The organism is Enterobacter sp. UPMP2052 (genome assembly GCF_053709675.1).
Genome location: NZ_JBSKJR010000001.1, coordinates 2,142,339 through 2,169,242, shown reverse-complemented (window position 1 = coordinate 2,169,242; position 26,904 = coordinate 2,142,339). Strand labels below are relative to the sequence as shown.

The 26,904-nt window shown below is 54.1% G+C and carries 28 protein-coding genes; 11 read left to right on the top strand and 17 right to left on the bottom strand.

The features are described 5' to 3' along the window. Positions 1–10 precede the first annotated feature (10 nt). From ACWKX3_RS10090 to ACWKX3_RS10080, 3 genes are all read left to right on the top strand, one after another. Positions 11–781, top strand: a complete 771-nt coding sequence (locus tag ACWKX3_RS10090; protein WP_042320920.1) for a (S)-acetoin forming diacetyl reductase — start codon at positions 11–13, stop codon at positions 779–781. 130 nt (positions 782–911) lie between these two features. Next, positions 912–1,385, top strand: coding sequence for a cold-shock protein (locus tag ACWKX3_RS10085; RefSeq protein ID WP_042320923.1), 474 nt, complete (start codon positions 912–914; stop codon positions 1,383–1,385). A gap of 108 nt (positions 1,386–1,493) precedes the next feature. Next, positions 1,494–2,189 (top strand): GNAT family N-acetyltransferase, encoded by a 696-nt coding sequence (locus ACWKX3_RS10080; RefSeq protein ID WP_042320926.1) that lies wholly within the window; start codon positions 1,494–1,496, stop codon positions 2,187–2,189. A gap of 51 nt (positions 2,190–2,240) precedes the next feature. Here the strand turns inward: ACWKX3_RS10080 and ACWKX3_RS10075 are convergent, their stop codons facing one another. The 10 genes from ACWKX3_RS10075 to ACWKX3_RS10030 form a co-directional block, all read right to left on the bottom strand. Further along, positions 2,241–2,459: a YgdI/YgdR family lipoprotein gene (locus ACWKX3_RS10075; RefSeq protein ID WP_006177040.1), complete on the bottom strand. Its 219-nt coding sequence runs from the start codon at positions 2,457–2,459 to the stop codon at positions 2,241–2,243. A gap of 196 nt (positions 2,460–2,655) precedes the next feature. Next, positions 2,656–3,615, bottom strand: a complete 960-nt coding sequence (locus ACWKX3_RS10070) for a glycyl-radical enzyme activating protein (protein WP_454541667.1) — start codon at positions 3,613–3,615, stop codon at positions 2,656–2,658. Continuing rightward, on the bottom strand, positions 3,578–5,959 hold the full coding sequence (gene cutC / locus ACWKX3_RS10065; protein WP_454541666.1) for a choline trimethylamine-lyase: 2,382 nt from the start codon (positions 5,957–5,959) through the stop codon (positions 3,578–3,580). The genes ACWKX3_RS10070 and cutC overlap by 38 nt, the downstream gene beginning before the upstream one ends. A gap of 11 nt (positions 5,960–5,970) precedes the next feature. Next, the gene (locus ACWKX3_RS10060; protein WP_206566704.1) at positions 5,971–6,294 is read right to left on the bottom strand and encodes a DMT family transporter; all 324 of its coding nucleotides are present in this window, start codon (positions 6,292–6,294) and stop codon (positions 5,971–5,973) included. Positions 6,295–6,312: 18 nt separating this feature from the next. Next, positions 6,313–6,648 (bottom strand): DMT family transporter, encoded by a 336-nt coding sequence (locus ACWKX3_RS10055; RefSeq protein ID WP_158300383.1) that lies wholly within the window; start codon positions 6,646–6,648, stop codon positions 6,313–6,315. A 102-nt stretch (positions 6,649–6,750) separates the two neighbouring features. After that, the gene (locus ACWKX3_RS10050; RefSeq protein ID WP_006177046.1) at positions 6,751–7,554 is read right to left on the bottom strand and encodes a PhzF family phenazine biosynthesis protein; all 804 of its coding nucleotides are present in this window, start codon (positions 7,552–7,554) and stop codon (positions 6,751–6,753) included. Beyond that, a complete protein-coding gene (locus ACWKX3_RS10045; protein WP_006177047.1) occupies positions 7,544–8,212 on the bottom strand; it encodes a helix-turn-helix transcriptional regulator in 669 nt (222 codons plus the stop codon). Before ACWKX3_RS10045 ends, ACWKX3_RS10050 begins: the two co-directional genes overlap by 11 nt. Positions 8,213–9,241: 1,029 nt before the next feature. Beyond that, positions 9,242–9,391, bottom strand: a complete 150-nt coding sequence (locus tag ACWKX3_RS10040) for a hypothetical protein (protein WP_006177050.1) — start codon at positions 9,389–9,391, stop codon at positions 9,242–9,244. A 107-nt stretch (positions 9,392–9,498) separates the two neighbouring features. Then, positions 9,499–9,921, bottom strand: a complete 423-nt coding sequence (locus tag ACWKX3_RS10035; RefSeq protein ID WP_088207735.1) for a DUF2000 domain-containing protein — start codon at positions 9,919–9,921, stop codon at positions 9,499–9,501. 45 nt (positions 9,922–9,966) lie between these two features. Then, complete coding sequence (locus tag ACWKX3_RS10030) at positions 9,967–10,131, bottom strand: hypothetical protein (RefSeq protein ID WP_153681403.1); 165 nt, start codon at positions 10,129–10,131, stop codon at positions 9,967–9,969. A gap of 710 nt (positions 10,132–10,841) precedes the next feature. On the opposite strand from ACWKX3_RS10030, the gene ACWKX3_RS10025 reads away from it, so the two are divergent. From ACWKX3_RS10025 to ACWKX3_RS10015, 3 genes are read left to right on the top strand one after another with little or no spacing between them, the layout of a single operon-like run. Further along, a complete protein-coding gene (locus ACWKX3_RS10025) occupies positions 10,842–11,816 on the top strand; it encodes a GGDEF domain-containing protein (RefSeq protein WP_454541665.1) in 975 nt (324 codons plus the stop codon). Beyond that, entirely contained in the window at positions 11,809–14,376 is a 2,568-nt protein-coding gene (locus ACWKX3_RS10020) for a bifunctional diguanylate cyclase/phosphodiesterase (protein ID WP_176399411.1), read from the top strand. The genes ACWKX3_RS10025 and ACWKX3_RS10020 overlap by 8 nt, the downstream gene beginning before the upstream one ends. A 51-nt stretch (positions 14,377–14,427) precedes the next feature. Next, on the top strand, positions 14,428–14,784 hold the full coding sequence (locus ACWKX3_RS10015; RefSeq protein ID WP_006177056.1) for a hypothetical protein: 357 nt from the start codon (positions 14,428–14,430) through the stop codon (positions 14,782–14,784). A 39-nt stretch (positions 14,785–14,823) separates the two neighbouring features. Here the strand turns inward: ACWKX3_RS10015 and betA are convergent, their stop codons facing one another. Genes betA through betI form a run of 3 tightly spaced genes read right to left on the bottom strand, consistent with a single transcriptional unit; the run spans position 14,824 to position 18,575 of the window. Next, positions 14,824–16,488, bottom strand: coding sequence for a choline dehydrogenase (gene betA / locus ACWKX3_RS10010; RefSeq protein ID WP_006177057.1), 1,665 nt, complete (start codon positions 16,486–16,488; stop codon positions 14,824–14,826). 13 nt (positions 16,489–16,501) lie between these two features. Further along, positions 16,502–17,974, bottom strand: coding sequence for a betaine-aldehyde dehydrogenase (gene betB, locus ACWKX3_RS10005; protein ID WP_454541664.1), 1,473 nt, complete (start codon positions 17,972–17,974; stop codon positions 16,502–16,504). 13 nt (positions 17,975–17,987) lie between these two features. Beyond that, a complete protein-coding gene (gene betI, locus ACWKX3_RS10000; RefSeq protein ID WP_042320939.1) occupies positions 17,988–18,575 on the bottom strand; it encodes a transcriptional regulator BetI in 588 nt (195 codons plus the stop codon). A gap of 128 nt (positions 18,576–18,703) precedes the next feature. Here betI and betT point away from each other — a divergent pair, with 128 nt between their 5' ends. After that, complete coding sequence (gene betT / locus ACWKX3_RS09995; RefSeq protein WP_006177060.1) at positions 18,704–20,737, top strand: choline BCCT transporter BetT; 2,034 nt, start codon at positions 18,704–18,706, stop codon at positions 20,735–20,737. 297 nt (positions 20,738–21,034) lie between these two features. On the opposite strand, the gene ACWKX3_RS09990 is transcribed toward betT, so the two are convergent. Genes ACWKX3_RS09990 through ACWKX3_RS09980 form a run of 3 tightly spaced genes read right to left on the bottom strand, consistent with a single transcriptional unit; the run spans position 21,035 to position 22,448 of the window. Beyond that, positions 21,035–21,535, bottom strand: coding sequence for an Hcp family type VI secretion system effector (locus ACWKX3_RS09990; RefSeq protein WP_454541663.1), 501 nt, complete (start codon positions 21,533–21,535; stop codon positions 21,035–21,037). Continuing rightward, entirely contained in the window at positions 21,535–21,891 is a 357-nt protein-coding gene (locus tag ACWKX3_RS09985; protein WP_454541662.1) for a putative T6SS immunity periplasmic lipoprotein, read from the bottom strand. The genes ACWKX3_RS09990 and ACWKX3_RS09985 overlap by 1 nt, the downstream gene beginning before the upstream one ends. Then, complete coding sequence (locus ACWKX3_RS09980) at positions 21,888–22,448, bottom strand: type IV secretion protein Rhs (protein WP_454541661.1); 561 nt, start codon at positions 22,446–22,448, stop codon at positions 21,888–21,890. Before ACWKX3_RS09980 ends, ACWKX3_RS09985 begins: the two co-directional genes overlap by 4 nt. Positions 22,449–22,660: 212 nt before the next feature. Here ACWKX3_RS09980 and ACWKX3_RS09975 point away from each other — a divergent pair, with 212 nt between their 5' ends. From ACWKX3_RS09975 to ACWKX3_RS09960, 4 genes are read left to right on the top strand one after another with little or no spacing between them, the layout of a single operon-like run. Further along, positions 22,661–23,572: a metal ABC transporter substrate-binding protein gene (locus ACWKX3_RS09975; RefSeq protein WP_454541660.1), complete on the top strand. Its 912-nt coding sequence runs from the start codon at positions 22,661–22,663 to the stop codon at positions 23,570–23,572. A gap of 2 nt (positions 23,573–23,574) precedes the next feature. Further along, positions 23,575–24,378, top strand: a complete 804-nt coding sequence (gene sitB / locus ACWKX3_RS09970) for an iron/manganese ABC transporter ATP-binding protein SitB (RefSeq protein WP_454541659.1) — start codon at positions 23,575–23,577, stop codon at positions 24,376–24,378. Continuing rightward, positions 24,375–25,232 (top strand): iron/manganese ABC transporter permease subunit SitC, encoded by an 858-nt coding sequence (gene sitC, locus ACWKX3_RS09965; protein WP_454541658.1) that lies wholly within the window; start codon positions 24,375–24,377, stop codon positions 25,230–25,232. The genes sitB and sitC overlap by 4 nt, the downstream gene beginning before the upstream one ends. Continuing rightward, positions 25,229–26,068, top strand: a complete 840-nt coding sequence (locus ACWKX3_RS09960) for a metal ABC transporter permease (RefSeq protein WP_006177066.1) — start codon at positions 25,229–25,231, stop codon at positions 26,066–26,068. Before sitC ends, ACWKX3_RS09960 begins: the two co-directional genes overlap by 4 nt. Here ACWKX3_RS09960 and entD read toward each other — a convergent pair. After that, positions 26,031–26,699, bottom strand: a complete 669-nt coding sequence (gene entD / locus ACWKX3_RS09955) for an enterobactin synthase subunit EntD (RefSeq protein WP_137849117.1) — start codon at positions 26,697–26,699, stop codon at positions 26,031–26,033. The two genes, ACWKX3_RS09960 and entD, sit on opposite strands and share 38 nt — an antisense overlap. Positions 26,700–26,904: the final 205 nt, after the last annotated feature.

Genomic DNA, 26,904 nt, shown 5'->3' with positions numbered 1-26,904 from the left:
GGATACAGATATGCAAAAAGTGGCTCTCGTCACCGGCTCCGGCCAGGGGATCGGTAAAGCAATCGCGCTTCGTCTGGTGAAAGACGGTTTTGCCGTTGCCATTGCGGATTACAACGAAGAGACGGCGAAAGCCGTCGCCGAAGAGATTGTCCGCAGCGGCGGGAAAGCCGTCGCCGTGAAGGTGGACGTGTCGAACCGCGAGCAGGTCTTTGCGGCGGTGGAAAAAGCGCGTACCGCCCTGGGCGGATTCAACGTTATCGTTAACAATGCGGGCGTGGCACCCTCGACGCCGATTGAGTCCATCACGCCGGATATTGTCGACAAGGTTTACAACATCAACGTGAAAGGGGTGATCTGGGGCATCCAGGCCGCGATTGACGCGTTTCGTAAAGAGGGGCATGGCGGCAAAATTATCAACGCCTGCTCGCAGGCGGGCCACACCGGGAACCCTGAGCTGGCGGTCTACAGCTCCAGCAAGTTCGCGGTGCGTGGGCTGACCCAGACCGCCGCGCGGGACCTCGCGCCGCTCGGGATCACCGTTAACGCCTACTGCCCCGGTATCGTCAAAACGCCAATGTGGGCCGAAATCGACCGTCAGGTTTCCGAGGCGGCGGGTAAACCGCTCGGCTACGGAACGGAAACCTTCGCCAAACGCATCACCCTTGGCAGGCTTTCCGAGCCGGAAGACGTGGCGGCCTGTGTCTCCTACCTCGCCGGGCCGGATTCCGACTACATGACCGGCCAGTCGCTGCTGATTGACGGCGGGATGGTCTTTAACTAATAACATTATGCTCTGACATGAGTTTCCCCTGCCTGAAGGCAGGGGCTTTTTTTTGTCTGTACGGCCATTGTGCATTACACTGCGCGCTGCAAAAATTGAGTTAACGATCGACAGACAGGCGGAAGCAGCAATGAACGGTACAATCACCACGTGGTTTAAAGATAAAGGCTTTGGATTTATCAAAGATGAAAACGGCGACAACCGCTATTTTCACGTGATTAAGGTTGCCAACCCCGATCTGATCAAGAAAGACGCGGCGGTGACCTTCGAGCCGACCACCAACAACAAAGGCCTTTCCGCCTATGCGGTGAAGGTGATCCCGGAAAGCAAACACCTCTATATCGCGGGCGAGCGCGTGAAGCTCACCTCGATCAAATCTTTCGTGGTGTTCAGCGAAGAAGAGCCGGTTGAGACCAAAATCGACAAAGAGAACGCGGTGCTGTCGGTAGGGCTGCTGATGAACAGCATCAAACCGAAATCCGACAAAAAACCGGGCGAGATGCGTTCGGTGAAGAAGCTGGCGATCACCACCTTCCAGAACACGACAATGATTTTCACCGAAGATGAAATTGACATCGACGCCACGGTGAAACTGCTGAAGTAATCTTTTTGCCGGGTGATGTTAGCGCTTTACCCGGCCCCCATTTCTGGTCTTTTCGTTCTCTTTTTAACCTGCTATAACCATTCCCTTACCTTTCAGGGAGTCAACGCCGTGCCCGAAATCAATCAATATGGTCAAACCGTTAACGATATCGTTCCCGACTGGAAATGTGCGCGGGCGCTAACCCGCACGCCGCTGGTGGGCCAGTATTGTCGCCTGGAGCCGCTGGATGTAGACCGCCACGCGGCGGATCTGTTTGAGGCCTACGCGCTGGGGGATGAAAGCGACTGGACGTGGCTTGCCAGCACCCTGCCTGCCAGCGTGGAGGCCACCGCCCACTGGATCCTCGGTAAAGTGCTGGATGACGACCTGGTGCCTTTTGCCGTCATTGATTTACACACCGGGCGCGCGGTGGGGCTGGTGAGCTATATGGCGATTGAGCGGATGCAGGGGTCGGTGGAGATCGGCCACGTCACCTGGTCGCGCAAGATGAAAGGCACCCGCATCGGCACTGAAACGGTATGGCTGCTGCTGAAAAACGCCTTCGAACACCGCTACCGACGGCTGGAGTGGAAGTGTGATTCGATGAATACCGCCTCGCGCCATGCGGCTGAACGGCTGGGCTTCGTCTGGGAAGGGCGACTGCGCCAGAAGCTGGTACGCAAAGGACGCAACCGCGACAGCGATATGCTTTCGATCATTGACCGCGAATGGCCGTCGCGTGACGCGGCGCTGCGCGCGTGGCTGGCGGCCGAGAATTTTGACGCGCAAGGGCGGCAGCGTCAAAAGCTGGAGGCGTTTCGCTAGCTAAAAGGTACTCGGGGGCAGCGCAGTAATCGCCTGCGCTGCCCGTCGGGCTTATTTCTCAATCATCTGCACAATCTGGTCCCGGTTAATAGCATGCTCATTACCGGCGACGTCTTCATAGGTAATTAACCCGTTGTCATCATCTACCTCGGGTTTCCCGTGGGTGATAATCATCTCCCCGTTTTTCTTCTGTAAAACATAATCGCTGGAACACCCTGCGATGCTGAGGGTGATAAATGCCAGACTCATAATTGCGACAACTTTTTTCATCTTAATACCTGTTGTAATAAGGCCTGTCGTGGCCGAATGCGTGAATAACTTTCTGGTTAGCGAAATTGCGTGAACAGCAATACGCCATAGATGACCAGGATAAAAAACAGCGAGCCTGCGACAACGCGCCGCTCAAGTGTGGTGACCTCTTTTTTTGGATGACTTTCTGATGTTGGTAACACAGACATTTTCCCCTTTATCCGGCCAGCGTACTCGATACCCGTACGGGCAGGCCGATATGTTGAGCAATGCGCAGGACGTTATCCAGATTTGCGGAATAACAATTCCACGCGTATTCCCTGTTGAGTAATGTGTATTTCCCTGTCCCAAAGCGATGGTAAGGCAATAATTCAACGCCCAGTACGTTGTCCCGTCCGTGGATTAAAGAATAAATAAGTGTCAATAATTGCTCTGCTGATTCCGGCGCGTCATTAAAATCGGGGATGACCGGGATACGAATAATTATCTTGCGCCCCTCGTCAATGAGCCGGACCAGATTGCGCACGATGATTTTATTGCTGACACCGGTAAAGCGCTGGTGCAGCGCGTCATCCGCGCTTTTAAGATCGTACAGAATAAGATCGCAGCCCGACGTGACCTGATGGAGCGCACGCCAGGAGGCATAACCCGCCGTTTCAATCGTGGTGTGAATATCTTCAGCCTTGAGCCGGGCGATCAGCGCCTGGGCAAAATCCGGCTGGGTAGCCACTTCGCCGCCGCTCAGCGTTACGCCCCCGCCAGACTGCCGAAACCAGATCTCATCAGCCATCACCCGGTCAAACACCGTTTCAACGCTGAGTGGTTCGCCAACCATGTTGAGGGCGGCGGCGGGGCAGCGTTCTTCGCACAGCCCACAGCCCGTGCAACTGCGGTCGCGGTTCAGGCTGTGCAGCCCGTCCTGCCAGCTGTGCAGCCCTGTCGGGCACAGCTGCGCGCATTGTCCGCAGTGCAGGCAGCGTTCGGCATGGAAAAAGATCTCCCGACCGGGGTGAAGCCCTTCGGGATTTGCACACCAGGCGCAGCGCATCTGGCACCCCTTGAAAAAGACGATACTGCGGATCCCTGGCCCGTCATGTAATGAAAACCGCTGAATGTGGGTGATCCAGCCGGTGACCTGTTCAGAAGTGCCGTTGCGTGGTTCGGCTGATAATTTCATCCTGCACCTCCTTGCTCAGCTCCACGAAGAAGGCGCTGTAACCCGCCACCCGAATCATCAGATTGCGATAGTCGCCGGGGTTCTGCTGGGCCTGGCGCAGGGTGTCGTCGTCCACATAGCTGAACTGCAGCTGGGCATTCCCGAGGATGCTGACCGTGCGCAGCAGGTGGATGAGGCTGTTCTGGCCCTCCGGTGTTTCCAGCATGCCGTACATCAGCTTGATATTGTGCACCATGCCAATATCCATCTCCTCGACGTTGATCCGGCTGCTGGAATTGATGATGGCCGTCGGCCCCAGATAATCCGTCTGTTGAGAGGGGCTGATCCCATCGGCCAGCGGCTTGCCCGCCAGTCGGCCCGAAGGCAGCGCACCGGTGATAAGGCCAAACGGCGTGTTATTCGAGATAGAAAGCGTGCCGAAGGCAAAAGGCGCATACAGCATCCGATACTGACGGTGCTCCTGCTCCAGGAAACGCACCAGCTCGCGGGCGATCTCATCCACCGCGCGAATGTCATTACCGTATTTGGGCGCTCTCAGGCAGGCGGTCAGAATGTCGTCGTGGCCGACAAAGTTGTGTTCGAGCGCGTCCACCACCTGCTGCAGCGTAAAGCGTTGGGTCTCAAAAACCAGCGTCCTGATGGCCATCAGCGAGTTAACGCAGTCTGCCAGCCCGGTCCAGATCAGCCCCGGCCCGGCGTTGAGCGCCGCGCCGCCCTGGGTGACGTCTTTGGCTGTCGCCATGCAGCCGTCGATCAGGCTCGACATCAGCGGTTTTCGGGCGTAATCGGCATGCAGCTTTTGCACAATCAGCGTGGCCTGCGCGGCTTTCCTGACGATGGCGGAGAGTTGCGTGCGAACGGCACGCTCCACGTCGTCATAGCAGCTGAACGCGGACACCTCACCCGTTGCCGGACCACAGGGTTTACCGGCTGACGATCGCCCGTTACGCAGCGCCAGTTCGATGGCGGCGGTGAAGGTGGTGTAACCCACCGACGTCCACTGATACATTTTGCCTGCCTTCTGCGGCTCAACGCAGCCCATCAGGCAGTAGTCGCGGGCATCCTCATAGCTGAAGCCTTTGTGCAACATCATCCGGATATGCGCATCGTCGAAATGGCAGGCCGGGAAACCCATTCCGCTGCGCACCACATCGACCACCTTGCGCATAAAGGGCTGAGGCGACTGGTTGTGGATCCGCACGGCCAGGCCGGGCTGATAGATTTTTAACTGCGCCGAGCAGTCCATGATCATCAGGGTCAGCGGATTGGTGGCATCGCCGCCCTCACGCTTCTGGCCCCCGACCACGAGGTTGATAAACGGCTGATAGCCGGCGAAATACATCGCCGTAGATTCACTGCAAATCCACAGGATCTCGGCCATCTTGATCAGCCAGCAACAGAGCAGCTCTTTTGCCTGCGCGTGCGTCAGTACGCCGTCATTAAGATCCCGTTCCAGCAACGGCCAGAGGTATTGATCGACGCGGCCCAGGGAGATACCGGTTTGGTTTTCTTCCAGGGTAAAAAGAGAATGGACGAACCAGATAGCCTGCAATGCATCGTGAAAATGGCGCGGCGGCTGTTCCGGTACGCGACGGCAGATGTCCGCCAGATGCTGCAGCTCGTCCTGGCGAAGCGGGTCGCCTTCGGTTTCAGCCAGCTCGCTCAGCCGGGCCGCGTAACGGTGGGCATAGGTCAGCACGCCATCGCAGGTGTGCAGCATCGCCGTGTAAAAGTTGAACGCCTCTGCGCCTTCCGGTGACGCCGGATCAACCGCGGCAAGCCGGGCTGCCGCCTCTTCACGGATCCCTTTTATCCCTTTAGTGAGCAGGATATTGTCGTACCCGGGGCAGGAGTCACCTCCGCCGTTTTGCGTCTTGATGGTCACATCGCAAATGCCGTCGTCGTGACACCACTCCCACAGCCCCAGAACCTGTAGCTGCGTTTGCGCCATCTCATCCAGCGAGCGGCCTTCCCAGTAGGGGAACACCTCTTCGCGAAGCAGGCGCTTTGTTTCGTCATCAATCTGATACGGGTCCTGCGCCCGCTGCGGGAGGGTATCCAGCTCGTCGGCGACCCAGCGCCAGCTGATTTCCGGCGATATCTCGCCGCCGCGTGCTCCTCCAGCCGGATGGCTCACGATCAGTTCATTATCGGCCACATACAGGGGCGCATTCTCACAGGCGCGGCGAAAAGCCAGCGCCCGGAGGAGCGTGTTATCCATGCCCGGGTTTTCTTTATAAACCCGGGTGACGCTGATCGCCCGCCGGGCAGAGACAAAGGGTTTGGCCTGCAGGTAGTTATCACGAAGCTGGCGCACCCGAAGTGAAAGCGCATCGATTTTCATTTTTTCTCCCGTTAAACCGCTATCACAATCAGACCGGCCACGATGCAGCAGATCCCCACCTTTTCCAGCACGCTGCTGCGCATCTGATAAAAGATGCTGCTCATCAACGCGATCATGACAATGCCAAAACCTGACCAGACGGCATAAGCGACTACCGGTGTTACCGCATCCATCAGCATTGACAGGGCATAAAAGGACATGACGTAACAGACCATGCATAAAAGCGTCACGGATTTATTTTTAAAGTTATCCGTTTGGGGTAGCAGTAGCGTACCAATAACTTCCATGGTGACTGAAATAATCAGCCAGAAGAGGTAAGTCAATAGTGTAAACATCATGATTCGTCGCGTGAGTTATTTTTGCTTAATAGCCAGGTTTAAAATTATCGTGCCGCTTATCACAAGGCAGACGCCGATCCATGCGCTCTGCGTCAGAATATAATCGAAGCAGCGTGTCTGAATATAGGTAATACTGAGTATGCCCACCGCAGACCAGATGGCATATGCTACGCCAATGTGAATTCTGCGTAACGCGACGGATAAGAAATAATAACTTATGCCATAAAGCAGTATTGCCGTCATGCCAATGGTAGGGCGCTGAAAACTATTGGATAACGATAATAACGTTGTGGCAATAATTTCTATGGATACCGCAGCAATTAGCGCGGTAACGCTTTTGGATAACGTCACGGAAAAATTCTCATGCTGATTAATAATGGGTTATGTCTTTTTTGCTAAAAAAATAGTAATTCGTCTTTGATAATAATAAAGAAAAAACACACGTCCGTGTGTTTACAGAATATATGCGCCTTCGATAATCAGACATGCCTCACCGGAGAGTGCGACGCGTCCGTTATCTTTTATCTCGCAGGTCAGCTCACCTTTGCGGCTGCCGCCCTGCTGCGCATGCAGCGTTTTTTTCCCGAGCTTCTCACTCCAAAGCGGGGCGAGGAAGGTGTGTGCGGAACCCGTGACCGGATCCTCGTTCACGCCAACCTGCGGGCCAAACCAGCGGGAGCGGAAATCGACGTCGCGTGACGCTACCGTGACCACAACGCCGCGGGTATCGAATTTTTCCAGCGCGTTGAAATCCGGCTTCAGCAAATCCAGCGAGTTTTCATCATTAATAACCACGATAAGGTCGGATGCCTGCCAGACTTCGCCCGCGTCCTCGTGAAGCCCCAGCGCCGCGAACAAGCCTTGCGGTGGGGCGATCCTGACGGGCGTCACAAGCGGAAAATCGAGTGTATAAACGCCGTTGCAGGCGGTGACGGTCAGCACGCCGCTGCGCGTATGAAAGCGCATCCGCTCGCCCGCCTCGTTACGGCTCAGCAGGACACTGGCCGCCGCGAGCGTCGCATGACCACAGAGATCCACCTCTACCGCGGGCGTAAACCAGCGCAGCCCGAAATCGTCGCCCTGTTTAATGACAAACCCGGTTTCAGAAAGATTGTTTTCCGTGGCGATGCGCTGCAGAACTTTGTCATCCGGCCACGCATCCAGCAGGCAAACCGCCGCCGGATTGCCCGTAAAAGGCCCGTTAGAGAACGCGTCTACCTGGTAAAACGGAATGCGTTGCTGCCCGTTATTTTTCACCCAATACCTCGAGATCGTTATAAACCGTATAACGTGTTATGCCCAGGGCCTGAGCCGCGTGCTGAACGCCGCCCCGCATTTTGAAAATGCCTTTAGCGTGCATTTCAGCAACGATTTTAAGCCGCTGCGCTTTCTGGATTTTCTTACCCGGAACCGAATGCTTATCAATAATTTCCTGAATAGACTGCTCAATCAGACCGCCGAGATTAATATCCTGAGCGTCTGAATCGGGACGCGTGCAGGCCATCACGGCGTCCAGGCTTTTGCGCATTTGTTCATACGGCGAGGTGTCCACGTTGATGCAGAAGGCCATCAGGGGAATACCGTCTTCGCTGAAATAGAGCGTCGAGGCGCTGTTGAGGATCTTTCCTGATAACGTCGCGGTTTTATAATCTTTTACCGTGACCGGGGTACTGTCCTGGCGGTTTTTAAGCAACAGGGCGAACCCTTTGTCCTTCTCAGGGCCGGACAGGAGATTGTCACCGGCCTTTCTGCCGCTAACGTGGCCGTTGATGATTTTGACAACCGAGCACTCCGGCCTGGTGAGGTTATGCAGCACCACCTCCTGATTGGCCGATAATGTGCTTGCCAGCGCATCCATTGCCGCTTCCAGCGGCCCGGAAATCAGTTCAATCTCTTTGGCGTAATCTGATTTCATTTTTACTCCCTCGTATGCAGCGTTGTCAGATGACAGTGTAGACCTTCATGTTGATCGCCATCCCGTACGGTTGAAGGAAATCAGAAAAGCCTGGTCACGGTAAATTATACGCTCTATGTGTAATAATCAACAAAAAGTTGTATTTTGATATTGCGGCATAAAGCCTTACGGCAAGGGCATGTCGATGGGGACAGAAGGGCGTAAACAGAGGCTGAAGGGCAAACGCGGGACGAATTGTTGAATAATGCTAATCAATGCATTGAGGAGGCCAGAAGAAACAGGCCTCTGCAAGAGAGGCAGACTGATGAACAGGTTGTGATTAACCTATGCGCTTACGGGCTTCTCTTTGCCGTGAGGGCAGGTAGTAAAGATACATCGCGCTGTGGAGGTACAGTGCATGTTCTCGGGTTCGGTGTCGCCTGGGCAGCTGGACATGTTCTGCATTACCCGCCAGAGCGTGGCGCTATGCTTATCTATCTGGATGATATTGATTTGCCGTAACTGGTCGGCAATAAGAAAGCCGCTGTTACAGACTTTGATCAAGTCGCCGGTTTTAATGAGATAGTCGCCCTTGTACCAAAGTACATATTTATGATTATGCTGAGTAATGATTGTCGTAAAAAATGTTCCTGTAATTGGACTGACAATGGTACCTAATGAAATCCAATTTTTCGACGTTACCATTAATTTACCTTCTGTTAAAAACATGCTCTTTTTTAACAGGTTATCTATATTGGTAAAACGTGCAAAATAGTTATCCCCTATCAATTTGATTCTATTGTAAAAGCATCTGGCGGGCATCCTGTCAAATATTTACTGCCATAAATGCAATAATAAAAAATAAAGTGGAAAAATTAACAAAATGAAGAGCGTATTCACAACATTTCGTTGGTTTTTTTACATGATGGAATAGGTTCACCGACCCGGGCGGATAATAAATGATCAGTGCAATGTGCTTCTTTCTTTCGGGTAGTGCAGCGTTATCGTTGCAATGTCGAGAGCGCTTAAACGAGAAATGCTCTAGCCTGGTTAGTTTTCATCCCAAATTGTTAAAACTTCCTCAACATTCCTCACGCCGTCCCGGAAATAATTGACGTGGTTTTTTTCAATAAGCACGATTTCAATGCAGGCGATGATCAGAACGATCAGCAGAGAAAAGGTGACAATCTTTTTAATCATAGTGGTGTTCCGTAAAACAAAATCGGTTTATCAACTGAAGAACGGTGCCGCAGGGCGTAACCTGTCACCCTGTGCACCATGCGCAGGATGACATTGTTTCTGCCGACTTAGGCCTGCTTATAGAGAGAGAATTTTTTGGTCACACATGCCATTGAGTCGGTATCGCCGTAAAGCGCGATAGCCACAAACTCGAGCGAATCCAGGGCGGCTTTTTGCGTGTCGCGGATCTGAATTTCGCTGGAAGGCCCCAACATGGTGGTGGTAAAGAAATTGGTTTCTATGCCCGCCTCCTGACACTTAAGCAGCGCTGTTTTTAATTGATTGCTATTTTTTGCCTGCAGGATCACCACCGGATAGTGGCTAAGCGAGGCACGCAGCCCGCTCTCTGCATTCGGATAATCATTAAACAGCACGTCTTCGGCTTTGCGCATGATACCGGCCGCGACATGGGCGGTGGCATTCAGAAGCAGTGCCGGATCCTGTTGACGATTGACAATGATGTAGAGCTTTTTTTGGTTGTCTTCAAACATACTCCATCCCCGATAACGATGTTCTGATACGCACTGGCCTGGCCATCAATGATGGTGATGGTAGCCATGATAATGTGAGGACTCATGGTGCCAGGAATGATGGTCCGGGTGATGGCGATCGTGGGAAGCGTGCCCGCCGATCACACAGCCACTGAGCATCAGGCTCATGGAAAACAGAGTGGCCTTCAGCAGGGCCTTAACGTTCAGCATTCTTTCTTTACCTCAATGACGGTCCGGATTGCGAAGAAAATACTAACAAAAAGTTGTGTTTTCAACAAATGATTGATTGTATCTTGACCTGTAACAAGGTGAGTGGTTTTTTGCTATCCAGAAGGGGTAGAGTTTATGGTCACCAGATGGGTAGGGATGAAAGTGGTGCGTCATCAGACATGTATTTCCAGAAGATGGGACAGTCGCTAAATAAAAATTCAGATAACGGTCTGCCATTATTTTTGTAGTGGAAGTAAACATCCATAAAATATAAATAAGGACTCTGGAAGTCTGATGCAATTTAACGGAAAGGTGACATTATCCTAAAGCTAAAATTTAGTTTAATTATGCACATTTAGTTGAATTCAGGAGTCGGATTTCCGTTGTTTTGCGTGTTTTATCGCCACTTGCTGTTGCTGATAGTGAGCATTGTTAAAGATTGAGTAACAATTATGAGATATTTAATCATTGCGTTTAAAATATACCTATCACATCAATCATCCATTCAATTAACTCCTTTTTCTTATTAACAATAATCCAAAATAATAGCGAAATTAATGTGTAAATTCGCAGGAATGGCTATTGTTACGGGTAACTTAAAGGTATAGAGTTTTCGCCCTGCCAGGGAGGTCCGCCTCTCTGGCTAAAAAGATATGACTCTCAACGCGCTCTTTTTGTGAGTTTATATATTGCATATACAGGTTAATGAAATGACGCCACGATTACAGTTCATAATTTCATTTATTATCTTTATTCTTAGCCCGATGTGTCTGTTCATAGGCTATAAAAAAACAGACAAAGAGATGAATGACACTGAGCAAAAAATCAATATCCTGATAAAGAAAAATGCGCTAATCGAGGCGATAGGCGAGGATTTCCTGTACTCTTCCACCCCCAATCCCAATCAGGGGGGGAAGTTGCGCGCTACCTATCAACACTATATCACTGCGCTTAAGAGCAGTGCGCTGCCTGCGTCTATCGTTAGCCCTGAACTTGATAAAACGAAGGCGATGATGCTGGCCGCGAGCCGGCATGATATCGCTAAAATGAGGACGTACTTTGCAACGGATACCTTTGCCAGGGAAATTCAATCTGTTAACCAGCGCTCTACCCGCAGAACGACCTGGATTAAGCTATCACTGCTGCTTTGCCTCCCGCTGTTAATTTCCCTGGTGCGGACGGTTTATCATTATTACCTCACCACCCGGTTCAAGTTACTGGCAAAGGATTATTATCGGGACTCGCTGACCAAAGTGTATAACCGGAATTATCTGGACGTGGCGTTGAAATCGCACCAGTCGTCACATCTGCTCATCGTAGACGTTGATGATTTCAAACGGGTCAATGATAAATATGGCCACTACACGGGAGATGTGGTTCTGGCGGAAATTGCCCGCAATATCTCTCAGTCCGTCAGGAGTCATGACATTGTCATTCGGTTTGGCGGCGATGAGTTCCTGGTCATGCTGCATGACACCACGCTCGAAGAAGCCAAAAAGATCGCGCGCAGAATCGCCAGGCCGGAAAAAAAGACGCTGATGGTGAACCGGGAAGAAATCACCCTGCCGACCGTTTCTATCGGTATGGCTAACTTTAATGATTCATTCGTCAACAGTTTTAATTTAGCCGATAAAGCTATCTATAAAATGAAAAATAATGGCAAGGGAGGGGTATATCATGAGTAATGCGTTTAACGCCAGGATCTATCCTCTGACATTGTTGCATACCATTCTGCTGTTTTTAGCGATCACCTTCGCGACGGTTTTCTGCACCGTGTTCTTTATGCTCAAACATGCCAGTCAGGACATACTGAACACCATGAGCGATAAGATCATCAGCTCAAAGGGGGAAACGATAAAAAATACCATCAATTACTATATTGATACCCCGCGTCAGGTGAATTCCATTATTACGCATGCGCTGCAAAAGAATACCCGCGAGCATGTCGATCTGGTGAAGGTCCGTTCCGAACTGCTCAACGTCATGGAAACTGTTTTTGCAGATAACTATTACTTAAGCTCAACGGCATTTGGATCGGTTGAGGGCGACTATGTCGGTATCGCCAGGGAGTTAAGCGCACAAAACAAAGAATACCTGACGCAAAAGTCAAAAAGCACGGGTAATAACCTGACTTTTTATAGCGGCACCTCGGAAGCCTCAGGCATTGATGATGTGATTTCAGGCTATGATATGTTTCAGCGGCCGTGGTATGCCCAGGTGTATAAAGAGAAAAAATCGTCCTGGACCAATGCCTACCGCGACATGAACTCGACCAGCGCGGTAAGTATCTCTTACAGTTCACCCACCTACGATCTCAACGGGAAGTTCATCGGTGTGGTTTCAAGCGATCTTCGCTTAACGGAGCTCAATAAGTCTCTTGAGAAGATCAAACCCTTTGACGGCAGTATCCTGATCGTGGTGAATGAAAATAATCAGATTGTGGCCGCCTCTGACAGCTCTTTAACCCGGGGAGACAAACATGGGCGATTAACCGATCAGCACGGTTTTGATATCCCCTATTTGAAGGACTCCTCCCTGCCGGTGGTAAAAAAGGTAGGGCAGTTAATTGACCATAAACTACCGGCGCGTGTATCACGTATCAGTGTAAACGATTCGCAGTATTTTGTTCTGGTACTGCCATTAATGGATAATAACCATCTGTTGAACTGGAAAAGCGTGATTATTGTTCCTGAGAAAATCATGCTTAAAGAGCTGGAGAACTTTAAATACCTCGGCTTTTTAGGCTTGTTCGGGATATTTTCGCTGGGGTTAATACTCATACTCGTTGTGGTATCAAAAGTGATATCCCCGCTTCGCGCGATATTAAATAAAACAGATGAACTTACCAGCTACCGCTGGACGTTACCGGAAGATAAGTGGGTTTTTCCCGAAATTGCCCAGCTTGAGCAATCCTTCTGGAAGCTGTCTCGTCACCTGGCGAAAAGTTTCGACGCGCTTGAAAAGCAAATCAACCTGGATGCCACCACGGGACTGCTCACGCGTGCAGGCTTAACCAGTAAAGAGGAAACCTTTGCGCAAAGGAATCTCCTGGCGGTTATCAGTGTTGATAATATGAACGCGATTACAAACTCCCTTGGATATGAGTATGGCAATGAATTTATCCGGGCGTTTATCGATAAAATGCAAACGACTTTTCCTCAGGGTACCCTGATATGTCGCGATGCGGTCGATAAATTCATTGCCATTTTCCCCGGGATGCATCAACACGCTGATGTGGAATGGTATCAACAGCTCATCACCAACCTGTTTACTGATAAATACCACCCGAAGGAGTCCCTGCCTAAGAAGTTTGTTTTTACCGGTTATGCGGGGGCTGTCCTGAGCCGGGTGACGAAAAGTACGCTGACGGAAGCGATAATGAACGCCGGGATTGCGCTCGAATACGCCCGTAAAAGCACGACCTGTCATGCCATGCTGTTTACAGAGTCCATGCACGCTCAGGAAGTCTATAACCTTCAGTTACATGAAAACTTAAGCCGGGGCATCTATAACCAGGAGTTCCATCTGGTTCTGCAGCCTATTGTCGATCTCAGCACCGGGCAATGCACTGAGGGCGAGTGCCTGATACGCTGGCATTCCAAAGAGATGGGGATTGTGCCGCCTGACAGGTTTATCGCGCTTGCGGAAGAGACGGGATTAATATTGCCTTTAGGTAACTGGATTATTGAGCGCGCCTGCCTTGAGCTGGCGGATCTGATTACGCGTGGCGCGTCAGACGATTTTAAACTGCATATTAATATTTCCGCCAGACAGCTGCTGAGCGCGGATTTCGCCTGGTTTTTACTGGACGCCATTAAATCAAACGGTTTGAAGAACCAAAATATTTGCATCGAAATCACCGAAACGGTACTGCTTCAGGAAATTGAGCGTACCCGGAAAACGTTGCAGTATCTTCGCCGACACGGCATCACTGTGGCTATCGATGATTTCGGCTCAGGCTTTTCCAGCCTCTCTTACCTGAATATTTTACCGTTTGACGCGGTGAAGATAGATCGTACCTTTACGGCGGGTGTGTTAACCGATCAAAAATGCGAGTCAATTATCTCCTCTATCGTGACGTTAACCAACGGGTTTTCCGTTCCGCTTATCGCTGAAGGCATTGAAGATGACGCTACACGGTTGAAATTAATTGACCTGGGGTGCATGAAAGCGCAGGGCTATTATTTTAAAAAACCCGCGCCGTTCAGCGACTTTGTATGCAGTAACGGCAACATTATCTTATAAAATTTTTTGCTTCTGAGTGGTTCAGGGGCGCATTACGTAACGGGAAATAACATGAGATTTGTGTGTTTGATCGTCTTCGCCACGATCCTGACGGCATGCGGCGTGCTGCATCCCTTCGGCAATTCCGCGGTGTATCAATCCTATTACGCATCTGCAGAAACGGGGCTGGAGGGGCACTATATCTGTATGCGAAATCTGCTTAGCGCCGCGGGGTATGAGGTGGAAACCATTATTCCCGAGCGGGACAGCCCTAACTTTTTTGATATTGAGAAAGGGGGCGAGCGGATTGCGCAGATAGATATGTATCAGCTGACGGGGGAGAAGGGGATTAGCATCACCCTGATTGCGGGGTCGAAACAGACCAGCGCGGACATTGACCGGACGATCGCCTCGTGCGTTAACGATTAAGCGGTAACAGGGGCCTGCGTTAGCAAGCCCCTCGGCACGTTACCGGCGCACCGGTGCGCCGTTCGCCACATAATAGGCTGCCGTGCTTTTCGCCAGCGGCTCGCGCCCGCGGATCGCATCGGCAATTTTCTCGCCAATCATAATGGTGGTGGCGTTCAGGTTGCCGGTGATGATTTGCGGCATGATCGACGCATCCACCACGCGTAACCCTTCCAGCCCGTGAACACGGCCTTCGCCATCTACCACCGCCATCTCGTCGTAGCCCATCTTGCAGGTGCCGCACGGGTGGAAGGCGGTTTCAGCGTGGTTACGCACGAACTCGTCCAGCTGCTCGTCGGTCTGGCACTCCACGCCCGGGCTGATTTCCCGGCCACGGTATTTGTCCAGCGCGGGCTGGTGCATGATCTCGCGGGTGATGCGGATCGCGTCGCGAAACTCCTGCCAGTCCTGTTCGTGGGACATGTAGTTAAACAGGATCGCCGGATGCTGATGCGGGTCGCGGGATTTGATCCGCACGTGCCCGCGGCTCGGCGAGCGCATGGAGCCGACGTGACACTGGAAACCGTGCTCTTTCACCGCGTTCGAGCCGTTGTAGTTAATCGCCACCGGCAGGAAGTGGTACTGAATATTCGGCCACGCGAACTCCTCGCGGCTGCGGATAAACCCGCCCGCTTCGAAGTGGTTGCTTGCGCCCACGCCGGTGCCGCCAAACAGCCACTCCGCGCCAATTTTCGGCTGGTTCCACCACTGCAGGGCAGGGTAGAGGGAGACCGGCTCTTTGCACTCGTACTGGAGATACATCTCCAGGTGATCCTGCAGGTTCTCACCCACGCCGGGTAAGTCATGCACCAGCGGAATGTCGAACTGCTTCAGGAGTTCAGCGTTGCCCACGCCGGAACGCTGAAGGATCTGCGGAGAGGCAATCGCCCCCGCGCACAGCAGCACTTCTTTGTTCGCCGTTGCTTTCGACGGGATAGTGCTTTCGCCCTCCAGCCACTCGACGCCCACCGCACGTTTGCCGTCAAAGATAATGTGATCGGTCATGGCGTGAGTACGGATGGTCAGGTTCGGGCGCGGTTTCGCCTGGTCCAGATAGCCGCGTGCCGTGCTGGCGCGTCGGCCCTGCGGCGTGACGGTGCGATCCATCGGCCCGAAGCCTTCCTGCTGGTAGCCATTGAGATCGTCGGTGCGCGGATAACCCGCCTGCACGCCCGCTTCCACCATCGCCTCAAACAGCGGGTTCACGCCCGGTTTGGAGGTGGTAACGCTCACCGGACCGTCGCCGCCGTGGTAGTCATTCGGCCCCACGTCGCGCGTCTCCGCCTTGCGGTAGTAGGGCAGGCAGTTGAGATAGCTCCAGTGCTCCAGCCCGGCTTCCTTCGCCCAGTTATCCAGATCCATGGCGTTACCGCGCACGTAGCACATGCCGTTGATCAGCGATGAGCCGCCCAGCCCTTTACCGCGTCCGCACTCCATGCGGCGGTTGTTCATATACGGTTCTGGCTCGGTTTCATACGCCCAGTTGTAGCGCTTGCCCTGCAGCGGAAACGCCAGCGCGGCGGGCATCTGGGTGCGGAAGTCAAAACGGTAATCCGGGCCGCCCGCTTCAAGCAGCAGTACGGTGGTGTTCGGATCTTCAGTCAGTCGTGTTGCCAGCACGTTGCCGGCAGAGCCGGCTCCAATAATGATGTAGTCAAATTGCAAATAAACCTCCCGGTTAAAATATGGACTGGAATTTACCCATCTCAACCTGGATGGACTTCACCTGGGTATAGCTCTGGAGCGTCATCACCCCGTTCTCGCGGCCAATGCCGGAGTGTTTATAGCCGCCGACCGGCATCTCCGCAGCGGATTCACCCCAGGTGTTGATCCAGCAGATGCCCGCTTCGAGCTGGTGGATTGCACCGTGGGCGCGGTTCAGATCGGCGGTGACGATGCCCGCCGCCAGGCCGTAGTCGGTGTCGTTGGCGCGACGAATGGCTTCTTCGTCAGTGTGATAGGTGAGAATGGACATCACCGGCCCGAAGATCTCCTCGCGCACGATGGTCATCTCGTCGGTGCAGTCGGTGAACACGGTCGGGGCCACCCACGCGCCGTTGTCAAAGCCTTCACCTTTCAGCACGTCGCCGCCGCACAGTACGCGCGCGCCTTCCTCTTTGCCTTTGGCGATGTAGCGCAGCACGTTGTTGCGGTGCGGGAAGCTGACCAGCGGGCCAAAGTTGGTGTTTTCATCGAACAGATCGCCCGCACGGATGCGACCCACGCGCTCGACAATTTTCTGCTCAAATGCGGCTTTGTATTTCGCAGGCACAAACACGCGGGTGCCGTTGGTGCACACCTGGCCGGAGCTGAAGAAGTTGGCCATCATGGCGATGTCTGCCGCGAGATCGAGATCCGCATCGTCGAAAATAATCAGCGGTGATTTGCCGCCCAACTCCATCGTCACCTCTTTCAGGGACGAGGCCGCCGAGTTTGCCATCACCTTTTTGCCGCTGGCGACGCCGCCGGTAAAGGAGACCTTCGCGATGCCCGGATGTTCGGTCAGGAACTGGCCGGTTTCTGCCCCGACGCCCGGCAGGACGTTAAACACGCCGTCCGGCAGGCCAGCCTCGGTGTAAATTTCGGCAAGCTTCAGGGCGGTGAGCGGGGTGACCTCGCTCGGTTTGAAGATCATCGCGTTGCCCGCCGCCAGCGCCGGCGCGGATTTCCACAGGGCGATCTGGATCGGGTAGTTCCACGCGCCGATCCCCGCCACCACGCCTAACGGCTCGCGACGGGTGTAAACGAACGAGGTGTCACGCAGTGGGATCTGGCTGCCTTCCAGCGCCGGGATCAACCCCGCGTAGTACTCCAGCACGTCCGCACCGGTGACGATGTCCACAGTGCTGGTTTCAGAAAACGCTTTACCGGTATCCAGCGTTTCGAGTTTTGCCAACTCGTCGTTACGCTCGCGCAAGATCTCCACGGCGCGGCGCAAAATGCGCGAACGCTCCATAGCGGTCATCGCCGCCCAGATCTTTTGCCCGCGCTGTGCGCTTTCTACCGCGCGATCGACATCCTCGCGACCTGCGGCCTGCACCGTCGCCAGGACGTCACCATTGGCCGGGTTGATGGTCTCGAAGGTGCGACCGCTGGTGGCGGATGTATAACCACCATTGATATAAAGCTGCTGTTCTGCCATTCGGGACATACTTTCTCCTCGGTTAATCGGTCGGTAAATGCTGGCTGATAAAGTGGCTGGTGAGCGACTGGGCCAGGGTTTTATCCAGCGGTTTGCCGCTGAGGGCAGCGCGTAGCCACAGCCCGTCGATCAGGGCCGCCAGCCCGTAGCCTGCCTCCTGCGCCTGGTCACGCGGCAGTTCACGACGAAACTCGTACACCAGGTTCGACAGCAGGCGGCGGCTGCTCACCTGCTGCAATCGGTAAAGCATCGGCTGGTGCATGCTGCTCGCCCAGAAGGCCAGCCAGGCTTTCATTGCTGCGCTGCTGACCTGGGTTTCATCGAAGTTGCCGCTGACAATTGCCTGCAAACGCTGTTCGGCGCTGCCGTGCGGCAAGGCGTGCAGGCGGTTCAGCACCGCGTCGCGCAGCTGGCCCGTGATGTCGCGCATGGTCGCTTCCAGCAGGCCGTTTTTGTCTTTGAAGTAGTGGCTGATGATCCCCGTGGATACCCCCGCCCGGCGGGCGATCTGCGCCACGGTGGCGTCGTGCATTCCCACTTCATTAATTGCTTCCAGCGTGGCGTCGATCAGCTGCCTGCGCCGGATCGGCTGCATCCCCAGTTTGGGCATTTTTGCCACTCCATTCATCAGCGTTGGTAATACATTAAAGCGGTTTTTGATTGGACGTTCAATATAAAATGTGTCTTAATTGTTGCGGATTTGGATTTCAATAGTTACAAAAACAGTGGGGATACTGGATGACAGACCTTTCACAGGACAGAGAAAAAGACAAAATCAACCCGGTCGTTTTTTATACTTCCGCCGGGCTGATTTTGTTGTTTTCCCTGACGACGATCTTCTTTCGTGATTTTTCTGCCGAGTGGATCGGGCGCACCCTCAACTGGGTGTCGAAAACCTTCGGCTGGTACTATCTGCTGGCGGCGACGCTCTATATCGTCTTCGTGGTGTGCATTGCCTGCTCGCGCTTCGGTTCGGTGAAGCTCGGGCCAGAGCAGTCAAAGCCCGAATTTAGCCTGCTGAGCTGGGCCGCCATGCTGTTTGCTGCAGGCATCGGTATCGATTTGATGTTCTTCTCGGTGGCCGAGCCGGTGACACAGTATATGCAGCCGCCGGAAGGGGCGGGGCAGACCATTGAGGCCGCGCGCCAGGCGATGGTCTGGACGCTGTTCCACTACGGCCTGACCGGCTGGTCGATGTACGCCCTGATGGGGATGGCGCTCGGATACTTTAGCTATCGTTATAATTTGCCCCTGACCATCCGCTCTGCGCTCTATCCCATTTTCGGCAAAAAAATTAACGGGCCGATTGGGCATACCGTGGATATCGCGGCGGTGATCGGTACCATCTTCGGCATCGCCACCACGCTGGGGATTGGCGTGGTGCAGCTCAACTACGGGCTGAGCGTGCTGTTTGATATCCCGGATTCGATGGCGGCCAAAGCGGCGCTGATTGCACTGTCGGTGATTATCGCCACCATTTCGGTTACCTCCGGCGTGGATAAAGGGATCCGCGTGCTCTCCGAGCTGAACGTCGCGCTGGCGCTGGGGCTGATACTGTTCGTGCTGTTTATGGGCGACACCTCATTCCTGCTCAACGCGCTGGTGCTTAACGTCGGCGATTACGTGAACCGCTTTATGGGCATGACGCTGAACAGCTTCGCCTTTGACCGCCCGGTGGAGTGGATGAACAGCTGGACGCTGTTCTTCTGGGCGTGGTGGGTGGCCTGGTCGCCGTTTGTCGGCCTGTTCCTGGCGCGTATTTCGCGCGGGCGCACCATCCGCCAGTTCGTGCTGGGAACGTTGATTATCCCGTTCACCTTTACGCTGCTGTGGCTGTCGGTGTTCGGCAACAGCGCGCTGCACGAGATTATTCACGGCGACGCGGCCTTTGCCCAGGAGGCGATGGCGCACCCGGAGCGCGGCTTCTACAGCCTGCTGGCTCAGTATCCGGCGTTTACCTTTAGCGCCTCCGTGGCGACCATTACCGGCCTGCTGTTCTACGTCACCTCGGCGGATTCCGGCGCGCTGGTGCTGGGGAACTTCACCTCGAAGCTGAAGGACATCAACAGCGACGCGCCAAACTGGATCCGCATCTTCTGGTCGGTCGCCATTGGCCTGCTGACGCTCGGCATGCTGATGACCAACGGTATTTCCGCCCTGCAGAACACCACGGTGATTATGGGGCTGCCGTTCAGCTTTGTTATCTTCTTCGTGATGGCCGGGCTGTACAAATCGCTGAAGGTGGAAGACTACCGCCGCGAAAGCGCCAGCCGCGACACCGCCCCGCGCCCGATGGGCTCGCAGGACCGCCTGAGCTGGAAAAAACGCCTGTCGCGCCTGATGAACTACCCCGGCACGCGTTACACCAAACAGATGATGGAGACGGTCTGCTTCCCGGCAATGGAAGAGGTGGCCCAGGAGCTGAAGCTGCGCGGCGCGCACGTCGAGCTGAAAAGCCTGCCGCCGGAAGAGGGCGAAACCCTGGGGCACCTGGATCTGCTGGTGCATATGGGCGACGAGCAGAACTTTGTCTACCAGATTTGGCCGCAGCAGTATTCCGTGCCTGGGTTTACCTATCGCGCACGTAGCGGGAAATCGACCTACTACCGGCTTGAGACGTTCCTGCTGGAAGGCAGTCAGGGCAATGACCTGATGGATTACAGCAAGGAGCAGGTGATTACAGACATTCTGGATCAGTATGAACGGCACCTGAACTTTATCCACCTGCACAGGGAAGCGCCGGGAAATAGCGTGATGTTCCCGGATGTGTGAGGAGTGAAATGAAGTGAAAATGCGGGGCCGAGGTGATACCACGTTGGCCCCGTTTTTATGCATATTCATATGCGACAAATGGGTTCGACGTGTAACCCGTAGCGCTTATGCCGGGTGTCGACGATGCCTTACCCGGCCTACAATCCACTCAGAGAAGCAGAATAATACTCAATGAGGTTTTCTTGTCGCGAGTTTTTTACCCGAAAGTCGAATATATTTCTGCTTTCCGGGTACCTGGCGCTGTATCCTAATAGAGAGATATTGCGTCTTCAAAATAATTAGCGCGGATTTTATTAATTATGGCGTGCTTTCTTCTTTCTGCGCGGGTTTCATCCATGCATCCCCATAAAGGATATTCCCTTTTACATAATTCCATTGAATACTTCGGAATCGTAGTCCTACCACTTCATGCATATTCGGCGCTGAGCTGCCGGGGTAATAGACATGTGTGAAATCCAGAGATGAGATCACCACGCTGTCAAGCGTAATGGTGTAGATCTCTCTTTCTGCTCCCGCTTCAACAATTTCATAATATTTGATAATGGCTTTTTGCAGACGTTTGCCCTCGCAAGCAGCAACGGCAAGATAGGGGCTGACTTTATCTAATTGCTTATGCAGAGTAAACGGTCCGTGCTGCCGTGTTCCGGTCATATTGCCGGTATGACTGTCGACTGCCCGCTTTATGCCGTAACTGCTGTTCATGATCTCGATAGCGCCTTCACGGCCTGGCATCATGCAGTCGCCCCGGACAAGCATTCCATTCTCATCGTAGAGAAATAAGTAAGCGGGTAAAGACATTACAATCCTCCTAAATTAGTAAGTTGGCCATCATTATCAATAAAGAATTCATGATGATAATTTTTATTATTTAAACCATAGCTAATAACATAGGTATAGCCATACGCCCAATTCACCTTTATGCAACTATCAGGATAAGACAAATTTAGTATATTACGACCCGAACTATCGATATTAGTGATATCAGGGCCTTTGCTGGAATCAATAGTGTAATAGTTCACGACATCTTTTTTATCAATACTAAAACATATATGGTCGCCGTCAATAAAAGTAGCTCTGGGGTGAGATAAAGACGGGCTACCAGGACACCCCGTCAGGATAATAACTAATGGGAAAATGAGTGTAATAGTTTTCATCCTGGAAATCCTTTTAAAACTGTTTTATATTTTTGCAGGAGAGAATAAACGGGTTCATTCGAATTAATATCTCGATATTTTGGCAGGAATTTATACTTTTCAAACCCATAAAATTGTAATAACCAGTAGTCACTTACGATCGATGCTTGCTGTTCTAATCCGTAATGCAATAGATCGACTTTATCTAAGCTGTAGGAGTAGTCAGCAACACCAGAGAATAATCCCCTTGTTCTGACAAACATCCCTTTTTGGGCTTGCCAGACATGCATCATTTCATGCATGAAGAGATGTTTTTTATCTAGCAGTGTTTCTAATGAAAAATCTGGGGAATAGGTGTCTTCTCTAAACCACATTTCACCGTTGGGAGTCATCGCTACGTTTACAGGTTGCAAATTAAAGGGAAGATAACTTTCCCTGTGCACCCACACCAGATGATAAAGGATGCTGTAACCATAAAGCGTCTTCGCGAGGGCGATTTCACCAATCGTGAGCTGTCGGACCCCTCCCGGGTTAATCGGCGTTCCCGATGTGGGGTAAATCCTTTCGTTAACAGGCATGCCAAATCCCTTTATTTTTTATGGGTATTGGCTGTAAATCTTACTCCGGAGTGAGAGAGAAAAAAGAACGCACTATTCCTAAAACTACCCACTGACAGCCATCGCTGACATAACTTTAATGATAACCATTTTCATTTAAATATAGCCTGTGCTATACAATATAGCACGGGCTAATTATGCTTTGATTTTAACCATATCAGGAGACGTCTGCGATGCACCCACTGCAAGGATTGAAAAGACTGCTGCTTGGCGCGCTGTTTACCGCCGTGACCACCACTGGCGCGGTAGCGGCTGAAAAGTTCCAGGTCATCACCACCTTTACCGTTATCGCTGATATGGCGAAAAACGTGGCAGGGGACGCCGCAGAGGTCACCTCTATCACCAAACCGGGCGCGGAAATCCATGAGTATCAGCCGACGCCGGGCGACATCAAGCGCGCTCAGAAGGCGCAGCTAATCCTCTCTAACGGCATGAACCTTGAACTGTGGTTTAAGCGCTTCTATCAGCACCTCAACGGTGTGCCGGAGGTGGAGGTGACGAAAGGCATTACGCCGATGGGCATTACCGAAGGGCCGTATAATGGTAAACCGAACCCACATGCGTGGATGTCACCCGATAATGCGCTGATCTACGTCGATAATATCCGCGACGCGCTGGCGAAATACGATCCGGCTAACGCCGATATCTATGCCCGCAACGCCGAGGCCTACAAGCAGAAAATCACCCACACCCTTGAGCCGCTGCGCAAGCAGGTGGCGGAGATCCCGCAAGACAAGCGCTGGATGGTGACCAGCGAAGGGGCGTTCTCCTATCTCGCCCGGGATCTGGGGCTGAAGGAGCTGTATCTCTGGCCGATCAACGCCGATCAGCAGGGCACGCCTCAGCAGGTGCGTAAGGTCATCGACAGCGTTAAGACGTATCACATTCCGGCGATATTCAGCGAAAGCACCGTCTCCGACAAGCCTGCACGGCAGGTGGCGCGCGAAACGGGTATCCACTACGGCGGCGTGCTGTACGTGGACTCCCTGAGCGCGGAAAACGGCCCGGTACCCACCTATCTTGATCTGCTGAACGTCACCACCCGCACCCTGGTACAGGGCATCCGCGACGGCATGAAGGAGTAACTATGCACGAGGGGATTGTCGTAAAGGACGTCACCGTCACCTACCGCAACGGCCACACTGCGCTGCGCGAAGCGTCGTTCAGCGTGCCGGGCGGGTCGATTGCCGCCCTGGTCGGGGTGAACGGGTCCGGTAAATCGACGCTGTTCAAGGCGGTGATGGGCTTTGTGCGCGCCACGGGTACGATTTCCATTCTCGGGATGCCGCCCTCGCTGGCGCTGCGCAAGAATCTGGTGGCCTATGTTCCGCAATCCGAGGAGGTCGACTGGTCATTTCCGGTGCTGGTTGAGGACGTGGTGATGATGGGGCGCTACGGCCACATGGGGTTTATGCGCCGTCCCAAAGAGAACGACCGGCGCATCGTGGCGCAGGCGCTGGAGCGTGTCGATATGCTCGATCTGCGCCACCGGCAGATTGGTGAGCTGTCCGGCGGGCAGAAGAAACGTATCTTCCTGGCGCGCGCCATCGCCCAGCAGGGGGAGGTGATCCTGCTCGACGAGCCGTTTACCGGCGTGGACGTCAAAACCGAGGCTAAAATCATCGACCTGCTCCGCGAGCTTCGCGACGAGGGCAAAACCCTGCTGGTGTCGGCCCACAACCTTGGGTCCGTGACCGAATTCTGCGATTACACGGTGATGGTCAAAGGCACCGTGCTGGCGAGCGGCCCGACGGAAACCACCTTCACCGCAGAGAACCTTGAACGCGCGTTTAGCGGCGTGCTGCGCCACGTGGTATTGAGCGGCTCGGAGGAGCGCATCATCACCGATGACGAGCGGCCCTTTGTCACGCACCGCCGGGAGGGAGCATGAACGCGCTGCTGGAACCGTTTGGCTATGAGTACATGCTCAACGCGATGTGGGTCTCGGCGATGGTGGGCGGGCTATGCGCGTTTCTCTCGTGCTACCTGATGCTCAAAGGCTGGTCGCTGATCGGCGATGCGCTGTCGCACTCGATTGTGCCGGGCGTTGCGGGAGCGTATATGCTCGGGCTGCCGTTTTCGCTCGGGGCGTTTTTATCCGGTGGGCTGGCGGCGGGCAGTATGCTGTTTCTTAACCAGCGCAGCCGCTTGAAGGAGGATGCGATAATTGGCCTGATCTTCTCCTCCTTCTTCGGGCTGGGGCTGTTTATGGTGTCGCTGAACCCCACCTCCGTGAACATCCAGACTATCGTGCTGGGCAATATTCTCGCCATCGCGCCGGAAGATATCCTCCAGCTGTCGATCATCGGCGTGGTATCGATGCTGGTCCTGCTGTTCAAATGGAAGGATCTGATGGTCACCTTTTTCGATGAGAACCACGCGCGGGCGATCGGCCTGCGTCCGGAACGGCTGAAGATTTTGTTCTTCACGCTGCTGGCGGTCTCGACAGTGGCGGCGCTGCAAACCGTCGGTGCATTCCTGGTTATCTGCCTGGTGGTGACGCCCGGCGCGACGGCGTGGCTGCTCACGGACCGTTTCCCGCGGCTGCTGATGATTGCGGTTGCCATCGGGAGTATCACCAGCTTCCTCGGCGCGTGGGCGAGCTATTATCTCGACGGCGCGACCGGCGGCATTATCGTGGTGGCGCAGACCCTGCTGTTTCTGCTGGCGTTTGTCTTTGCGCCGAAGCACGGCGTACTGGCTAACCGCCGACGGGCGCTTGCGGCGCTGGAGGTGCAGCCATGATGACCCTGTTACTGGAACCCTTCCAGTTTGCGTTTATGAACAACGCATTGCTGATTTCGCTGATGGTCGCCGTTCCCTGCGCGCTGCTGTCAGTATTCCTGGTGCTGAAGGGCTGGGCGCTGATGGGAGATGCCATGAGCCACGCGGTCTTCCCCGGCGTGGTGCTGGCGTGGATGGCCGGTCTGCCACTGGCGGTCGGGGCTTTTGTCGCCGGGCTGTTCTGCGCGGTGGCAACGGGTTATCTCAAGGACAACAGCCGCATCAAGCAGGACACCGTGATGGGCATCGTCTTTTCCGGTATGTTCGCCGCCGGGCTGATTTTGTACATAGCCGTGAAGCCGGAAGTGCACCTCGACCATATTCTGTTTGGCGATATGCTGGGCATTAACGGGGCGGACATGCTGCAAAGCGGCATCGTCGCCGCGCTCATCGCGCTGGTTATCGGCGTGAAGTGGCGGGAGTTTCTGCTGTTTTGCTTTGATTATCAGCAGGCGCAGGCCAGCGGATTACGCACGCGCTGGCTGCACTACGGCCTGCTGTGCATGGTTTCGCTGACCATTGTCGCCACGCTGAAAGCGGTGGGGATCATCCTGTCGATTTCACTGCTGATTGCCCCGGGGGCGATTGCGGTGCTGCTCACCCGACGCTTCCACGTCGCACTGCTGGTGGCAGTGGCGGTCTCCGGGCTGGTGTCGGTCTGCGGGGTATATCTCTCGTTCTTTCTCGACAGCGCGCCCGCGCCGACCATCGTGGTGCTGTTCGCGCTGGTCTTTATTGTCACCTTTGCGGCAACCAGCGTTAGCGCGAAGCGGCGGGAACGGGCGGGAGCAGTGTGATCAGCGTGTTGCCGTCGCGCAGCCAGTACAGCGTGAAGGCATCATCCTGCGCAAACCCGGCCAGCGGGCGGGTCAGCGCCAGCGTCAGACTCGTCTCGTCGAGCGCCGTGACGCGGGCGCTGTCAAAGCCCATCATCGCGTGAACCTGTGAAAACAGCGCCTTAAAGAGGCTCTCTTTGGCGCTAAACGCCAGCGTCAGCGCCTGCGCAAACGGCAGGGCGGCGTGGCGCAGCAACGCGTCCTCGGCGGGACTCACTATCCCGTCTTTGATCTCCTCCGCTTCGTCATCCGCGAGGATGATTTCCCCGTCGATACCCGTTAGCCCGCTTTGCGTGACAACGGCCAGCGCCCGCGTGGCCGTATGACTGATGCTGCCCGTCACGCCGACAGGCCACAGCGGCTCCCCGCTGCTGCCGATAGCCGGTATGGATGTGATGCCGTAGTCCCGCAGGGCATGGGCGGCGGCGAGGCGGCCGGCCAGGTGTTCGGCTTTCCGTTTGGGCGCGGCGTGAGCCAGCGTATCGTGATGGGGAAGCCAGAGAAGATCGGCGTCGGTGACGGTTGCAGGGTTGAAGATGATTTGATGGACCGCGTGTCCGGCAAGACGAAATGTGGAGTGGGTGGTGCGCATATTTTTGTCCTGACGTTGTGGAATAGTGCGGCCTGATGCCCTCACCCCGACCCTCTCCCACAGGGAGAGGGAGAAAAACGAAACCCCGCTCGCTCTATCAACTCCCTCTCCTCTTAGGGGAGAGGGTAGGGGTGAGGGGGAACATGCGGCCTGATAGCGCCACCCGGGCACTCTACCTCAAAAACAAGAGCAAAAATTAAAAACG

Bases quoted from the DNA above. Each gene is read 5' to 3' on its own strand.
- ACWKX3_RS09960 (WP_006177066.1), top strand. From the start codon at position 25,229: ATGATGACCCTGTTACTGGAACCCTTCCAGTTTGCGTTTATGAACAAC.
- ACWKX3_RS10075 (WP_006177040.1), bottom strand. From the start codon at position 2,459: ATGAAAAAAGTTGTCGCAATTATGAGTCTGGCATTTATCACCCTCAGC.
- ACWKX3_RS09985 (WP_454541662.1), bottom strand. From the start codon at position 21,891: ATGAAAACTATTACACTCATTTTCCCATTAGTTATTATCCTGACGGGG.
- ACWKX3_RS09990 (WP_454541663.1), bottom strand. From the start codon at position 21,535: ATGTCTTTACCCGCTTACTTATTTCTCTACGATGAGAATGGAATGCTT.
- ACWKX3_RS10090 (WP_042320920.1), top strand. From the start codon at position 11: ATGCAAAAAGTGGCTCTCGTCACCGGCTCCGGCCAGGGGATCGGTAAA.
- cutC (WP_454541666.1), bottom strand. From the start codon at position 5,959: ATGAAAATCGATGCGCTTTCACTTCGGGTGCGCCAGCTTCGTGATAAC.
- ACWKX3_RS09975 (WP_454541660.1), top strand. From the start codon at position 22,661: ATGCACCCACTGCAAGGATTGAAAAGACTGCTGCTTGGCGCGCTGTTT.
- ACWKX3_RS10045 (WP_006177047.1), bottom strand. From the start codon at position 8,212: ATGAAATCAGATTACGCCAAAGAGATTGAACTGATTTCCGGGCCGCTG.
- ACWKX3_RS10015 (WP_006177056.1), top strand. From the start codon at position 14,428: ATGAGATTTGTGTGTTTGATCGTCTTCGCCACGATCCTGACGGCATGC.
- ACWKX3_RS10040 (WP_006177050.1), bottom strand. From the start codon at position 9,391: ATGATTAAAAAGATTGTCACCTTTTCTCTGCTGATCGTTCTGATCATC.
- betB (WP_454541664.1), bottom strand. From the start codon at position 17,974: ATGTCCCGAATGGCAGAACAGCAGCTTTATATCAATGGTGGTTATACA.
- ACWKX3_RS10035 (WP_088207735.1), bottom strand. From the start codon at position 9,921: ATGTTTGAAGACAACCAAAAAAAGCTCTACATCATTGTCAATCGTCAA.
- ACWKX3_RS10020 (WP_176399411.1), top strand. From the start codon at position 11,809: ATGAGTAATGCGTTTAACGCCAGGATCTATCCTCTGACATTGTTGCAT.
- betT (WP_006177060.1), top strand. From the start codon at position 18,704: ATGACAGACCTTTCACAGGACAGAGAAAAAGACAAAATCAACCCGGTC.
- ACWKX3_RS10060 (WP_206566704.1), bottom strand. From the start codon at position 6,294: ATGTTTACACTATTGACTTACCTCTTCTGGCTGATTATTTCAGTCACC.
- ACWKX3_RS10025 (WP_454541665.1), top strand. From the start codon at position 10,842: ATGACGCCACGATTACAGTTCATAATTTCATTTATTATCTTTATTCTT.
- sitB (WP_454541659.1), top strand. From the start codon at position 23,575: ATGCACGAGGGGATTGTCGTAAAGGACGTCACCGTCACCTACCGCAAC.
- ACWKX3_RS09980 (WP_454541661.1), bottom strand. From the start codon at position 22,448: ATGCCTGTTAACGAAAGGATTTACCCCACATCGGGAACGCCGATTAAC.
- sitC (WP_454541658.1), top strand. From the start codon at position 24,375: ATGAACGCGCTGCTGGAACCGTTTGGCTATGAGTACATGCTCAACGCG.
- betI (WP_042320939.1), bottom strand. From the start codon at position 18,575: ATGCCCAAACTGGGGATGCAGCCGATCCGGCGCAGGCAGCTGATCGAC.
- entD (WP_137849117.1), bottom strand. From the start codon at position 26,699: ATGCGCACCACCCACTCCACATTTCGTCTTGCCGGACACGCGGTCCAT.
- ACWKX3_RS10085 (WP_042320923.1), top strand. From the start codon at position 912: ATGAACGGTACAATCACCACGTGGTTTAAAGATAAAGGCTTTGGATTT.
- ACWKX3_RS10030 (WP_153681403.1), bottom strand. From the start codon at position 10,131: ATGCTGAACGTTAAGGCCCTGCTGAAGGCCACTCTGTTTTCCATGAGC.
- ACWKX3_RS10070 (WP_454541667.1), bottom strand. From the start codon at position 3,615: ATGAAATTATCAGCCGAACCACGCAACGGCACTTCTGAACAGGTCACC.